Consider the following 14342-nt stretch of genomic DNA (forward strand, 5'->3'; position numbering starts at 1 on the left):
GTTTTAGCAAAAAATAACCGCTTGTAGTAGCTCTTGCTATTTTGTCAAAATTCAGAATAATAAATGCCTTTAGTCTAATGTTAAATTTTAGTTATGGAAAATAGTTGGAAATATGCTCTTAAATTAACCATGCCGATTTTTATGGGCTATTTTGCCGCAGGTGTAGCTTACGGAATGCTTGCCACTAATGCCGGAATGCCTGCGTGGTTTACGATTGTAATGAGTTTTACCGTGGTATCGGGGACGGCACAATATGCAGCGATTCCGTTTTTTGTCTCCGGTGTTGGGGCAGTGTCGGTTTTTTTGAGTACGCTGTTAATGAGCCTACGTTTTAGTTTTTATACCTTAAATATGATGGAGCATAAGCCGATATCCAAAGCGAAAAGTTTGGTTGCTATTGCCGGTTTAACCGATGAAGGCTTTGCGGTGTTATCTTCATTACCGAAAGAGCAAAAGCAAGCATTATTCTTTAAAATCGCTGTGCTATGTGTGGCTTATTGGACATTTTCCACGATTGTCGGTGTGTTGTTAGGCGATTCAGTGGCGAACTATATTCCGCATTTGGATTTTGCTCTGCCTTGTTTGTTTGCAATTTTAGCCTATGAGCAATACAAAAACCAAAAACAATGGAAACCGATTGTGATTGCGTTAATCGGATTTTTACTTGCTCGTCAGATTACCGAAACCAGCGTGTTATTGGTGGCAATTTTAGTAGCGATTGTTATTGTGGCTTTATTACCTCAATCTTCTTCAATCAAACTAGAGAAAGGAGTAGAAAATGAGCACAAATGATATTTTGATAATGTTTGCAGCATTAGTGCTCGGCTCGCAAATTTGTCGTTTTTTGCCGGAATTTTTACCGAAAAAGGTGTTATCTTCGCCCATTTTGCAAAAATTAAACAAAATGTTACCGCTTGTGATTATGCTTTTATTGCTTTTAACGAGCCTAAACTTTCCTAAAAACGGGGAAGGCTTTAACTTAATATTGGCACAAATTCTGGCTTTAATAGGCGTATTAGGTAGCTATGTTTGGCTGAAAAATACCTTTTTAAGCGTAGCGTTGGGGATTTTAGGTGTGAATGTGTTTTTATCTATTTTAAGTTGATTGCAAATTTTAGAGCAAAAATAACCGCTTGTAATTGAACATTACAAGCGGTATTTTTTCTCTTATGTTTTGCAAATTAAATCGCTAAGCCAAAAGCGTAGAAGGCAACTAACATAATCGCAATAATCACTGTGCCTAGGTTTAATTTATTGGCTTCACCTGAAATTAAGCGACCAATCACCAGTGTTGCGAAGCCTAGCATAATACCGGTTACGATGTTAGCGGTTAATACGATAAATACCGCACATACTAAGCCTGCCATTGCACCTACAAAATCGCTGAAATCTAATTTAGAGACATTACTTAGCATTAATAAGCCCACATACATTAATGCCGGTGCGGTAGCATAGCTTGGCACTAAGAATGCAAGAGGTTGGAAGAACAGCATAAATAAGAAACCGATACCAACCACTACAGCGGTTAAACCGGTTTTACCACCAACGGCTGTACCTGCTGCCGATTCAATATACACTGCCGCTGGTGCTGTACCAAATAAGCCCGATAAAATTGAGCCGAATGAGTCAGAAGTTAGGGCTTTATCGCCATTGATAATTTGTCCGTCTTTATCTAATAAACCGGCTTGCCCTGCAACCGCACGGATAGTACCTGTTGCATCAAAAATAGCGGTCATTACTAACGCAAATACGACAGGTAAAATGGCGGTATTTAATGCTCCCATAATATCAAGATTTAAGAATTGCGAATTTTCACCAAAACTCGGCATTTTGAAAAAGCCTGCGTATTTTACGTTAGGGTCAAAAATTAAACCTACGATGGTAATAGCAATAATGACCCATAAAATACTGCCTTTTACTTTCAGTTTTTCTAACCCGATAATGGCGGCTAAACCGATTAATGACATTAAAACCGGAAATGAAGTGAAGTCCCCTAATTTAACCGGAATATCCATACCGCTATTGACCACTAATTTAACGTTAGTGGCGGCAATAATCAGTAAGAATAAACCAATACCAATTCCAGCACCGTGGGCAATGCTACTTGGCAAATTACGTAAAATCCAAGTACGGATACCGGTAGCAGAAATCAGGGTAAACACCACCCCCATTAAGAAAATCGCCCCAAGTGCGACAGGAATAGAAACTTGTTGCCCTAACACTAAGCTAAAGGCTGTAAAAGCAGTTAAGGAAATCGCACAACCGATAGCCATTGGTGCATTTGCCCATAAGCCGATTAAAATGGAGCCTAAGCCTGAAACTAAACAGGTGGCAATGAACACCGATTCGGCAGGGAAGCCGGCTTGGCTTAACATTCCCGGCACAACAATAACCGAATACACCATTGCGAGGAATGTAGTTAAACCTGCAATTACTTCTTGACGAACGTTTGAACCACGCTCCTCAAATTTAAATAAAGACATAAGAACCTCAAAAAAGAAAAAATGAAAGGGGAAATTTTGGGATGCGGAATTTTACAGAAATTTGGCACAATAAGCAAACGTTTGCGTAGCTTAAAATATAAGGCAAAAAATAAAAGCAGGAATGAATCCTGCTTTTGTATGATGGTTAGTAATCGATGAAAGCGTCTTGATCTGCCCCTTCTTTTTCAATCTTAGGCTGAACCATATGCTCACGCTTTAAGCCAAGCTGTAGTGCTAAGCCAATGGCAATATAAATCGATGAGTAAGTACCGAAGCCGATACCGATTAATAAAGCCAGTGAGAAACTGTGTAAGGTTGGACCACCGAGATAGTATAGAGCTAACACCACAAATAGGGTAGTTACCGAGGTCATTAATGTACGAGAAAGCGTTTGGCTCAAGGAAATATCAATAATTTCAATGGAGCTGGAGCGGCGAACTTTGGAAAAGTTTTCACGCACACGGTCAAACACCACAATCGAGTCATTTAACGAGTAACCGACAACCGATAAAATCGCTGCTACAAAGGTTAAATCGATTTCAATCTGTAAGAAAGAGAAAATCCCGATAGTCACTAATACATCGTGGAAAAGTGCCACGATACCGCCTACCGCTAAGCGCCATTCAAAGCGTGTTCCTACATAAATGAGTAGCATCGCCAGCGTGGCTAAAGTGGCATAAATTGCCCCTTGAGTCAGCTCTTCCCCTACGTTTGGTCCTACAAATTCAATACTCTTGATAGTGGCATTTGGATCTAATTTCTGATGGATCATCTCCATCACTTTATTCCCAACAGACATATCACCGGCACTGGCGGCAAGTCGGATCATTAAATCTTTTTGACTGCCTGTGGTTTGCACTAACGCATTGCCGTAGCCGCTATTTTCAAGCTCCGTACGCAGTTTTGCTAAATCAGCAGGTTGTGAAAATTGAGTTTCGATTACTGTCCCGCCGGTAAAATCTAACCCCCAGTTAAAGCCTTTTGTCGCAATAGTAAAAATGCATAAAGCAGTTACAATCAGCGAAAAAATGAACCCGACATAGCGGTATTTCATAAAAGGGATTAATTTATAAGGCAGTTTAATCTCTGCTACATCTTGTTTTGTGTTTTCAATAGCCATTCTTCCACCTTAAATCCAAAGTTTTTTCACTCGTTTACCACCATAAGCCCAGTTCACTAACATACGGGTACCGGTGATTGCGGTAAACATTGAAATAATTACCCCTAACGCAAGTGTGACTGCAAAGCCTTTTACCGGCCCTGTACCTACACCATAAAGCACAAGAGAAGTTAAAATTGTGGTGAGGTTAGAGTCAAAAATACTTGAGAATGCGCCATTATAACCTTCGTGGATTGCTTGTTGAATTGGGCGACCGTTACGAATCTCTTCTTTGATCCGCTCGTAGATTAGTACGTTGGCATCAACTGACATACCCACAGCAAGTACGATACCGGCAATTCCCGGCATGGTAAGGGTTGCACCGATTAATGACATTAAACCAATCGTTAAGATCATATTCACAATCAAGGCAAGAGAGGCAAATATACCAAATACTTTATAAAAGGCTAGACAGAACAGGATCGTTAAGCCTAAGCCTAAAATACTAGCTTCCATACCTTGTTTAACATTATCTGCTCCAAGAGAAGCACCGATAGTACGCTCTTCCACAATCACGATTGGAGCAATCAACGCACCTGAACGTAATAATACCGCAAGGTTTTGAGCTTCCGCCGGTGAATTAATCCCTGTAATCTGGAATTGATTACCTAAACGGGTTTGAATGGTTGCAACGTTAATTACCTCTTGGTGTTTTTCTAAAATGACTTTACCGTTAGCATCTTTACGACCTGAATCTTTAAATTCGGTATAAAGTGTTGCCATTGGTTTTTGGATTGCCATTTTAGTAATTTCACCCATCATCTCGCCGCCTTCGGTATCGAGTCGGATACTCACTTGCGGCAAGCCACGCTCATCAGTGCCTGAGGTTGCATCAATAATATGTTCACCCCCTAACGAAGGTTTACGGCGTAACACAACTGGCTCGCCATCACGGGTGTTTTGCACTTCTGAATCAGCCGGCACAATGCCTTTCGCCGCAGAGGCCACATTGGCTTCGGTATTGACTAACCGGAACTCAAGGGTTGCAGTTGCCCCTAAAAGCTCTTTGGCACGAGCGGTATCTTGCACACCCGGTAATTCAACTACGATACGATCTGCACCTTGACGCTGAATGGTCGGCTCAGAAACGCCCAATTCCTCAACACGTTTACGCAAAATAGAAAGGTTTTGTTCGATTGCCATCGTGCGAGATTCAGAAAGAGCTTGTGCTGATGGCGTTAAGGTGACTTTATTATCATTTACCAAAATATCAAGCGTTGGGTGAGAGCGACGCACTAAACGCACAGCTTTTTCTGCCGTATCGTTATCGGCAAATTCAATCTCAGTTGCAAAATTTTCGCCTTTTTTGACCGCTTGATATTGCAATTTTTCTTTACGGAAATCACTACGCAGGCTGTCTTGCAAAGTGTCTTGTTGTTTTGCAAGAGCCGTGTTCATATCCACTTCCATTAAGAAACGAACACCGCCAAGCAAGTCCAAGCCTCGCTTCATCGGGCTACCGCCAATGTCAGACAACCACTGTGGCGTTGCTGGTGCAAGGTTTAAGGCAACAGAGTAGTTATTCCCCAATGCTTCTGAGATTTTTTCTTTGGCAGGCAATTGCTGTTCGCTGCTTTCGAGACGAACCAAAATCGAGCCATTTTCTAACACGGCAGATTTCGGCTGAATATTCATTGCTGAAAGTGTGGATTGCACTTGAGACAGTGTCTCAGGTGTGGCTTGTTGCCCACGAGTACCGGAAATTTGTACCGAAGGATCATCGCCATATAAATTTGGAAGGGCATATAAAGCACCAATGGCGATCACGAAGATCACCATTAAATTCTTCCATAGAGGGAAACGGTTTAACACAATAACTCCCCGAATGTTAAAGTTGGATAAGAGGGTTGATTAAAGTGATTTTAATGAACCTTTTGGTAATACCGCAACAACGAAATCACGTTTGATGGTTACTTCGGTAGTGTCATTTAATGCAATCACGATGTTGTCGTTATCAGCAGTCACTTTAGTAATTTTACCGATTAAACCACCGCTGGTTAACACTTCTTCTCCTTTTGCCAGACTTGCAAGTAAATCACGTTGTTGTTTTTGGCGTTTTGCCTGTGGGCGATAAATCATAAAATAAAAAATTGCACCGAAAATAATCAGGATAAAGATCATTTCCATTCCGCCACCTTGTTGCATAAAAACTCCTTAAATGTTTGAGTGGTATAAAAATAAGTGTTATGAAAAACGCTTGCTAAAATACCACAAATTCAATGAATTAACGAGTAGAAAAATTCATCGAATGCTTTTCTTTTAAACAAAAATTTGAGTAGAATCAGCACTTTTAGTGTAGCATTAGGTTACTGGCGTGTTATGCCGCCGACATAATAGGAGAAAAAATGAAAAAATTATTCACTCAAGCGGTTATTTTTGGGGCTTTTTTTGCAAGTTCCGCTTTTGCTCACAATGTGCAATTAAATCAAGCATTACCTGCTGTCTCGGTTGCCAAAGATGGTGAGTTGGTGGTGTCAGCCGAGAAAGTCAGCTATAAAAATTGGCATTCATCATCTTTGGCAGGCAAAGTACGCATTATTCATCATTTTGCTGGTAGAAGCTCGGTGAAAGAGAAGAATGAGGCCTTGATGACAGCAATTAAAAATGCCGGTTTTGATCGTGCCAAATACCAGACTGTGACGATTGTAAATGCTGACGATGCGATTGTTGGCACAGGGGTATTTGTGAAAAACAGCGTAGAAAACGGCAAACTTGACAACCCTCACAGCCAAGTAGTGTTAGACCAGCAAGGCAGTGTGAAAAAAGCGTGGGGCTTAAAAGAGAAAGAGAGCTTTATTGCGGTGTTGGATAAATCAGGTAAAGTACAATTTACCTCTGAGGGCAAACTCTCTGCAAAACAGATTCAAGAAGTGATTGGGTTGGTGAAAACATTAACGCAATAACCAGTGTTTTTATGGGCAGATTTTGTGTCCGCCCATAATTCTAGATAATAAATCGATAACTTATCGTGTGATGATACCCTTCTCCTGCTTTTGTTATCCCTCCAAATTGGAGTAATTCAGGCTGGTTTAGTGAGTTGGGGAAAAACTCAGGTTCTAACGCCACGCCTGCGTAATCGCTATATTCTCCCCCGTTTAAGTCAGGTTGCCCTTTAAGCCAGTTGCCGGTGTAAACTTGCAGGGCAGGCATTGAGGTGCGGAGTTCCATTTTTAAGTCTTCCACGGCTAAACAAGCGGTCGGATTTTCACTATTTTTTGCAAGATGAAAGGCGTGATCGTAACCTTTTACCGCTTTTTGGTCACTATCCGCCAATAAATCCAGCCCGATTTTTTTAGCACGGCGGAAGTCAAAACCGGTACTGTCCACTTTTTTCAGCGGAGCATTTGGAATCCCGCTTGCATCAACCGGCAGATAGGCTTCTGCATTAACCATCAGTTCGTGATCTAAAATCGTCTCTGAACCTTGCAAATTAAAATAGGCGTGGTTGGTTAAACAAAGCGGAGTGTCTTGGTTGGTCGTGGCATCAAAGCTGATTTGAAGTTCATTTTCGGTTAAGCGATACTCCACAAAAGCGTTCACTTCGCCGCAAAATCCTTCCTCGCCATCTGCAAAAACATAACTAAATTTGACCGCTTGTTCGCTTTGGCTTTCAAGTTGCCACACTACTTTATCTGCCCCAAGCTCGCCACCGTGTAGATTATGTTCACCGTTATTTTTAGCGAGTTGATAGGTTTTGCCGTTTAAGCGATATTCCGCATTGGCAATGCGGTTAGCGTAACGCCCGATGGTTGCCCCAAAGAAAGCGGTCTGTTTTTGCCAATTTTTTGCAGACGTGGTAACTAATACTTCCCGTTCTTCGTTCGGCATTTTGACAATACACGAAAGCCAAGATGCCCCAACATCAGAAAGAGTAATGCGTAAAAATGCATTTTCAAGGGTAAATAATTTCATAGATTACCTCTTTCCCCCATACGAGCCGTATGGGGTTAGAAAATCTGAGCCACTCTGTGGCTCTCTATTTTTCAGCTCCAGAGGAGCTGGGATAATTTAAACTAGCACGGCTCGTGCTAGGTAAGGAGGCTAGACTTCCCGCACCCCATCGGAGGCAGTACAAACGTGGAAGGTTTCTTTAATGCCGGTTTGCTTTTCGTAATTTTCAGCAACGGCTTGGCGAAGATCTTCCACTTTATCATTTGGTACTAGGCACACAACACAGCCGCCAAAGCCGCCGCCGGTCATTCTGGCTCCGCCGTTTTTACCGATAGCTTGTTGGGCGATTTCGGCTAAGCAATCCACTTCAGGGCAGGTGATTTCAAAATCATCACGCATTGAGTCGTGAGATTGAGCCATCAACTCCCCGAGTTTGACCATATCATTCGCTTTTAAGGCCTCTACTGCTTCCAGCACTCGTTGATTTTCGCTGATGATATGTTTTGCTCGTTTATACGCCAGCTCATTCGCTTCGCTGAGTTCCGCTGCACGTTCAATAAATTGTTCAGGTGTAACATCACGCAATTTTGCTTTGCCGAAGAAATGGGCGGCAAATTCGCACTGTTCACGGCGGCTGTTGTATTCGCCTGTGACTAAATCGTGTTTCACATTAGAGTTGATGATCGCAATCGAATAGCCTTGTGGCACAGGGGTTGGGGTGATTTCTAAGCTGCGGCAGTCGATCATCACTAAATGATCTTGTTGCCCGAGAGCGGAGGTGAGCTGATCCATATTGCCACAGTTACAGCCCACAAATTTATTTTCAGCCTCTTGCCCGATTAATGCGATTTGTTGTAAAGAAAGCGGTAAATCGCCGAGTAATTGAGCGGTTTTACCAATCGACACTTCCAATGCAGCAGAAGAACTTAAACCTGATGACATCGGCACATCGCTGGTAATAGCTAAATCTGCCCCTTGTTTGAATTCGGGGTGTTTAGCTTGAATAAATTTCACCACGCCACGCACATAATTCGCCCATTTCTGTTCGCTTAGCTCAATCGGCTGGTTTAAATCAAATTCATCTTGTTGGTTGAGATCAACAGCAAATACCCGCCATTTGTGGTCATTACGTTTGGCAAAACTGACTGCTGTGCCGTAATTGATGGCACAGGGCATTACAAACCCATCGTTGTAATCAGTATGTTCGCCGATAATATTCACTCTGCCCGGGGCAAATACCGTGCGTTCTGCTTTATAACCAAAATGTTGTTCAAATTGTTGCAAAGCGATTTCTTGTGGTTTCATTTCAATTCCTTATTTATCTTTATAGTGTTTGGTATCACTTACCGCATTTAAACGTTCGGCAGCTTGTTCCGGGGTTAAATCACGTTGGCTTTCTGCCATCATTTCATAACCGACCATAAATTTACGCACCGTTGCCGAACGCAAGAGCGGTGGATAGAAGTGAGCGTGTAATTGCCAGTGAGCATTTTCCTTGCCGTTAAACGGAGCGAAGTGAAAGCCCATTGAATAAGGAAAGCTGATGTTAAACAGATTGTCGTAACGGGTGGTGAGCTTTTTCAATGCAAGGGCTAAATCAGCTTTTTCCGCTTCGTTTAAATCGGTAATGGATTTAAACTGTTTAGCTTTTGGCAACAGCAAGGTTTCAAACGGCCACGCTGCCCAGTAAGGCACAACTGCAATCCAATCTTCGGTTTCTGCCACAATTCGCTCTTGTTTGCCTAATTCACGTTGGGCATAATCTAGCAACAGTAGCGAGCCATATTTCGCAAAATATTCCGCTTGGCATTCGTCTTCAATCGCAATTTCATTGGGTAGAAAATTACTTGCCCAAATTTGCCCGTGTGGGTGAGGGTTAGAACAACCCATCATCGAGCCTTTGTTCTCAAAAATTTGCACCCACTGATAACGCTCTCTCAACTCATTGGCTTGCTCTTGCCAAACTGTTACCACATCAGTAATTTCCTCGATGGAAAGTTGCGGTAAGGTTTTACTATGATCAGGCGAGAAACAGATCACACGGCTTTCGCCTTGGGTATGAGAAATCTGAAACAGCGGATCATCATTCGGTGTTGGTGCCGGTGTGTCCGGTAGTAGAGCAGAGAAGTCGTTTTTAAACACAAACGGCTTGGTGTAATTCGGGTTTTGTTCACCGGTAATCCGCTTATTGCCAGGGCAGAGGTAACAACTTGGGTCGTAGCTCGGTTTTTCATCTTGCACGATTTCTTCTTGTTGCCCTTGCCACGGGCGTTTTGCCCGATGCGGAGAGACTAAAATCCATTGGTTTTTTAATGGGTTAAAACGGCGATGTGGGTGATCGTTGAGGACAAATTCGCTCATATAAAACTCCTCGAAATTAGTTATGCAAAGAGTATAGCGAAACTAAGCCAAAATGACTGTGACATAGCTCACAAAATAATGATGTCAAGCGGTCAGATTTCAGAAAAATTTTGCAAGTTTTCCTCCATTTTGCGATTTTAGGTAGCTTAAGTGGAATTGAATGTGGCTTTTGGTAGAATAGATGAATATGCAAGATATTAAGACAAAAATAGATGGAAAGACTGAATAAATTTGACACTTGGTTAATGAATCATAAACCTAATGCTAGGTTAAGTGGAATGAGTCGTTTTTTGACAGAGTTTTGGTTCTTTGGGCTAAAAGAAGCTAGAGCCTGTTTATTTGCGGGATTATTTTTTATTGCGATGTTTTCGGTACCAAAAACGGGATTATGGGGCTTACCTCGTTATGATATTTTGCTGATTTTTGCCGTAGTGGTGCAAATTGCTATGGTGAAAATGGGGCTGGAAACGTGGGACGAGCTAAAAGCAATAAGCCTATTTCATTTGGTTGGTTTTGTGTTAGAAGTATTTAAAACATCGAGTAATATTCAATCGTGGGCATATCCGGATTTTGCCTATACTAAATTGTTCAATGTGCCATTATTTACTGGTTTTATGTATGCAGCAGTTGGTTCTTACATTATCCAAGCGTGGCGGTTGTTTGATTTGAAAATTAAAAGCCACCCGCCCTATTGGTTAGCCACTTTAACGGCACTGATGATTTACCTGAATTTCTTTACGCATCATTACATTGGGGATTACCGTTGGTATATTGCCGCTTTTGCATTAGGGCTGTATGCACGTACTTTTGTATTTTTCACCCCTTATGACATTACACGAAAAATGCCACTGCTGCTTTCTTTCTTCCTGATAGGTTTTTTCATTTGGTTGGCGGAAAATATCGGTACGTTTGCCGGAATTTGGCGCTACCCGAATCAGTTTGGGGCTTGGTCTATGGTGCATATGAGCAAGTGGAGTGCTTGGGCGTTATTGGTGATGATGACTTTTACCATCATTGTGCATTTAAAGCATATCAAGCAAACAGTCAGAGTCTCGAGCGATTAACAAGCGGTGGGTTTTAGCGAAAATTTTACTCATCAGTTATTTTCAGTGAAATTGGGGGCAAATAATAATTTGCCCCTATATCAAATTATGGATTTTTCCCTTCCACATCAATAATCATCACTTCCGACTGTGAGCCTAACCGCATCGGCACGCCCCAGAAGCCGTAGCCGGAGGTGACAAAATAATGCCCGAAACCTATTTTTTCATAGCCATAGTGTAAGCGGTAGATCAGCTTGGTAATAATACTTGCCGGGAAAACTTGCCCTTTGTGAGCGTGGCCGGAAACTTGAATATCAATCGGCAATTTAGCATGTTGCTCAATTTCAGTCGGGCGGTGGTCGAGCAAAATCACCGGTAGCTTGGTATTCACGTTTTGTAAAAGTTGCTCGGTAGAAGGACGGTTTTTGACTAAATCATCATTACGCCCGATAAGGGTAAATTTTCCGTTAATTTCGACCGCTTGATCCCATAAAACAGTAATACCGGCGTCGGTAATTTCTTTTGCAATCGTTTCTTGAGCCCCAAAAAAGTCGTGATTGCCAAGGGTAGCATACACGCCAAGAGGAGCTTTTAATTTGGCTAAATGAGGCTGCATTTTATCGGCAACATAAACTTCGGTATTGTCGTCCATAATATCGCCCGGCAATAAAATCAGATCGACTTTTTGCTGGTTGAAAATCTCTGCCAGTTGGTCAAGTTGCTTGGCTCCGAACAGTTTTCCTAAATGCAGATCGCTTGCCATACCAATGCGAAGCGGTTTCTCTAATGGTTTATCCAATTTCACCGAATAATGTTCTACTGTTGGGGTATAAGCGTTGTAATAGCCAAGCCCAAGTAAGCCAAAGAATGCAAATGGGTAGGCGATTTTCAGCCAGCGATTGACGGTAGTATTGCCGTTGAATATTTTGTAAATACAAGCGGTGAAAAAACTGATAAAAAATGCAAAAAGTAGTAATACCAAGATGAATGCCATTATTCTAAATAGCGTAAAAGTGCGGGTAAGGTGCAAAATCACGAGGCCGTTCATCACTAAGAAAGTGAGAATGCCAACGGTTTTACGACTTTTTGCAGATAAATTAAATAACCAGCCAACTGTTTTAGTTAAACTGAATAGAAACAGTTGCAATAAGGCAACCGCAATAGCAGTAGTGATGTAGTAACGATATTCCATATTATTCCTTTAATTAATAAATTGGCTAAACCCAGCCGATTTGTCTTAATAAAAATAAACCGATACTGGCACTAAACATTGAGCCAAGCGTGGTAATGCCGATAAGATTTGCGGCTGCTTCGCCATCACCGCCGTAATTTCTGGTCATCGCATAAGTGGCGGCTGCTACAGGGGCAGAGGCTGCTACAAAGACAATGCCAAGTTCCATTGGCGGAAGCTGAAATACAAATTTTCCGAGTAGTAGAAAGAAAACCGGGGCAAAAATCAGCCGAATAGAGGCAGAAAACAGCACAATTTTATTGATGGTGCTTTCAGCCCCTTGGTTAAATTGTTTTAATTGCTTGAAATTAATGCTTGCTCCGGTGCAGATAAGTGCCAGTGGAAGCGTCAGACTTGCCATTAATTTACCGGCAGATTCAAGCGGTTTAGGAATGAGGTGGCTGAGTTTAAAATAGTTAAAAATTAAGCCCGCAATCACCGCTAAAATCAGCGGATTTTTCAAAATTGATAGCATTAATCTGCCAAAATTCACTTTTTTATCACTTAATGACGAGGTAAGTGTAATCACTGCCAGCACATTAAAGGTAATCACCAAGCACGAAATATAAACTGAAGCGGCAGCGAGAGCTTTATCGCCATAAGCATTGAGAATTAAGGCAATGCCTAAAATCGCCGCATTGGTACGGAAAGTGCCTTGAGTGAAAATACAACGATAACGGCGGTTTTCAATATATCGAGCCGCCCACCATTCCGCCCATAAATAGATCAAAATCGAACCGCCGACTCCGGTCGAAATCAGGTTGATTTGGCTGGAGAAATCTAACGGGCTTTTTAGCATATTCAAGAAAATCATCGGTGGCAGGGTAAAATTAAACACCACCTTTGATGCCATATTGCAAAAGGTATCGTCAATAAATTTTCGTCTGCGTAGAAAAATACCGAACAGCATTAACAAAATGGTTGGTAAGGTAACGCCAATGCTAAATTGGAGGGAATCGAATAGCATAATGTTTGCCTCGAAATGACACAAGCGTTTTCGCTTGTGCCGTATATTATAAATAAAGTACCAGCGTGGACGCTGGCACTATCATTAATGGGAATGAAATTATAATCCAGCCTTTAAGCTAGCCTCGACAAATTTATCCAAATCACCATCTAATACTTGTTGCGTAGTACGATGTTCCACGCCGGTGCGGTGGTCTTTAATGCGTGAGTCGTCCAACACATAAGAACGGATCTGGCTGCCCCAGCCGATGTCGGATTTATTGTCTTCCATCGCCTGTTTTTCCGCATTTTTCTTGCTCATTTCCAGCTCATATAATTTCGCTTTAAGCTGTTTCATCGCCTGATCTTTATTTTGATGTTGCGAGCGACCGTTCTGGCACTGTACCACAATGCCGCTCGGCATATGGGTAATTCGCACCGCCGATTCGGTTTTATTGACGTGCTGACCACCCGCCCCTGAGGCACGATACACATCAATCCGCAAATCCGCAGGGTTGATTTCAATATCAATATCGTCATCGACTTCCGGATAAACGAAAGCCGCCGAGAACGAGGTATGACGACCATTATTGGCATCAAACGGGCTTTTACGCACCAAGCGGTGAATGCCTGTCTCAGTTCTGAACCAGCCGTAAGCATAGTCACCGGAAATTTTCACGGTGGCGGATTTAATCCCTGCTACATCACCGTCTGAGGCTTCCATCAGCTCGGCTTTGAACCCTTTGCTCTCTGCCCAACGCAAATACATACGCAGTAACATTTCCGTCCAGTCCTGAGCTTCCGTTCCACCCGAACCGGCTTGCAAATCCAAATAGCAATCGGCACTGTCGTGTGGGCCACTGAACATTCGCTTAAATTCTAAATCGGCAAGTTTTTTCTCTAATTCGTCCGCTTCCACTTGAGCTTCGTTAAAGGTATCCACATCTTCAGCCTCCACCGCCAGCTCAATCAAGCCTTCAACATCTTCAATCCCTTGCTCTAATGCCTTGATGGTATTGACGATCTGCTCCAACATAGAGCGTTCTTTGCCTAGTGCCTGTGCCTTTTCCGGCTTGTTCCACACATCAGGCTGTTCCAGCTCTGCATTAACCTCTTCTAAGCGTTCGACTTTATTATCAAAGTCAAAGATACCCCCTGATGACCGCTGTACGTTCGCTTAAGTCAGCCAGTTGGTTTTTAATCGGGTTTAATTCAAACATTGTCTTTCC

14 protein-coding genes are annotated in these 14342 nt (G+C 42.3%); 4 read left to right on the forward strand and 10 right to left on the reverse strand.

Going from position 1 to position 14342, the window contains the following annotated elements:
- The first annotated feature begins 93 nt into the window (after positions 1–93).
- Together ACJ7Z2_RS05795 and ACJ7Z2_RS05800 are read left to right on the forward strand one after the other, a co-directional pair.
- On the forward strand, positions 94–792 hold the full coding sequence (locus ACJ7Z2_RS05795; RefSeq protein ID WP_126302369.1) for an AzlC family ABC transporter permease: 699 nt from the start codon (positions 94–96) through the stop codon (positions 790–792).
- Positions 779–1105: an AzlD domain-containing protein gene (locus ACJ7Z2_RS05800; protein ID WP_172595358.1), complete on the forward strand. Its 327-nt coding sequence runs from the start codon at positions 779–781 to the stop codon at positions 1103–1105. Before ACJ7Z2_RS05795 ends, ACJ7Z2_RS05800 begins: the two co-directional genes overlap by 14 nt.
- A gap of 76 nt (positions 1106–1181) precedes the next feature.
- Here the strand turns inward: ACJ7Z2_RS05800 and ACJ7Z2_RS05805 are convergent, their stop codons facing one another.
- The 4 genes from ACJ7Z2_RS05805 to yajC all read right to left on the reverse strand — a co-directional run bounded on the left by ACJ7Z2_RS05805 (position 1182) and on the right by yajC (position 5787).
- Positions 1182–2483 (reverse strand): NCS2 family permease, encoded by a 1302-nt coding sequence (locus ACJ7Z2_RS05805; RefSeq protein ID WP_409499639.1) that lies wholly within the window; start codon positions 2481–2483, stop codon positions 1182–1184.
- 145 nt (positions 2484–2628) lie between these two features.
- Positions 2629–3603 (reverse strand): protein translocase subunit SecF, encoded by a 975-nt coding sequence (gene secF / locus ACJ7Z2_RS05810; protein WP_409499640.1) that lies wholly within the window; start codon positions 3601–3603, stop codon positions 2629–2631.
- A 9-nt stretch (positions 3604–3612) separates the two neighbouring features.
- Positions 3613–5454, reverse strand: coding sequence for a protein translocase subunit SecD (secD, locus tag ACJ7Z2_RS05815; protein ID WP_409499641.1), 1842 nt, complete (start codon positions 5452–5454; stop codon positions 3613–3615).
- A 39-nt stretch (positions 5455–5493) separates the two neighbouring features.
- The gene (gene yajC / locus ACJ7Z2_RS05820) at positions 5494–5787 is read right to left on the reverse strand and encodes a preprotein translocase subunit YajC (protein ID WP_126302365.1); all 294 of its coding nucleotides are present in this window, start codon (positions 5785–5787) and stop codon (positions 5494–5496) included.
- 200 nt (positions 5788–5987) lie between these two features.
- On the opposite strand from yajC, the gene ACJ7Z2_RS05825 reads away from it, so the two are divergent.
- Complete coding sequence (locus tag ACJ7Z2_RS05825; RefSeq protein WP_409499642.1) at positions 5988–6545, forward strand: YtfJ family protein; 558 nt, start codon at positions 5988–5990, stop codon at positions 6543–6545.
- A gap of 40 nt (positions 6546–6585) precedes the next feature.
- Here ACJ7Z2_RS05825 and ACJ7Z2_RS05830 read toward each other — a convergent pair whose 3' ends face one another.
- From ACJ7Z2_RS05830 to galT, 3 genes are all read right to left on the reverse strand, one after another.
- On the reverse strand, positions 6586–7554 hold the full coding sequence (locus ACJ7Z2_RS05830; protein ID WP_409499643.1) for a galactose-1-epimerase: 969 nt from the start codon (positions 7552–7554) through the stop codon (positions 6586–6588).
- Between the two features lie 129 nt (positions 7555–7683).
- Entirely contained in the window at positions 7684–8838 is a 1155-nt protein-coding gene (gene galK, locus ACJ7Z2_RS05835) for a galactokinase (protein ID WP_409499644.1), read from the reverse strand.
- Between the two features lie 9 nt (positions 8839–8847).
- On the reverse strand, positions 8848–9894 hold the full coding sequence (gene galT / locus ACJ7Z2_RS05840; RefSeq protein ID WP_409499645.1) for a galactose-1-phosphate uridylyltransferase: 1047 nt from the start codon (positions 9892–9894) through the stop codon (positions 8848–8850).
- A gap of 212 nt (positions 9895–10106) precedes the next feature.
- On the opposite strand from galT, the gene ACJ7Z2_RS05845 reads away from it, so the two are divergent.
- Positions 10107–10958, forward strand: a complete 852-nt coding sequence (locus tag ACJ7Z2_RS05845) for a DUF817 domain-containing protein (protein WP_409499646.1) — start codon at positions 10107–10109, stop codon at positions 10956–10958.
- Positions 10959–11043: 85 nt separating this feature from the next.
- On the opposite strand, the gene ACJ7Z2_RS05850 is transcribed toward ACJ7Z2_RS05845, so the two are convergent.
- From ACJ7Z2_RS05850 to prfB, 3 genes are all read right to left on the reverse strand, one after another.
- Entirely contained in the window at positions 11044–12129 is a 1086-nt protein-coding gene (locus ACJ7Z2_RS05850; RefSeq protein WP_409499647.1) for a metallophosphoesterase, read from the reverse strand.
- Between the two features lie 25 nt (positions 12130–12154).
- Positions 12155–13135, reverse strand: a complete 981-nt coding sequence (locus ACJ7Z2_RS05855) for an AEC family transporter (protein ID WP_409499648.1) — start codon at positions 13133–13135, stop codon at positions 12155–12157.
- A gap of 99 nt (positions 13136–13234) precedes the next feature.
- Positions 13235–14333 (reverse strand): peptide chain release factor 2 gene (prfB, locus tag ACJ7Z2_RS05860; protein WP_409499649.1). Its coding sequence is split into 2 segments (ribosomal slippage): positions 13235–14257 and positions 14259–14333, totalling 1098 coding nucleotides; the frame shifts between segments, so codons are not numbered across the junction.
- Positions 14334–14342 lie beyond the last annotated feature (9 nt).

The sequence above is a fragment of the Mannheimia glucosida genome, from assembly GCF_046267875.1.
Classification (GTDB): Bacteria; Pseudomonadota; Gammaproteobacteria; order Enterobacterales; family Pasteurellaceae; genus Mannheimia; species Mannheimia glucosida.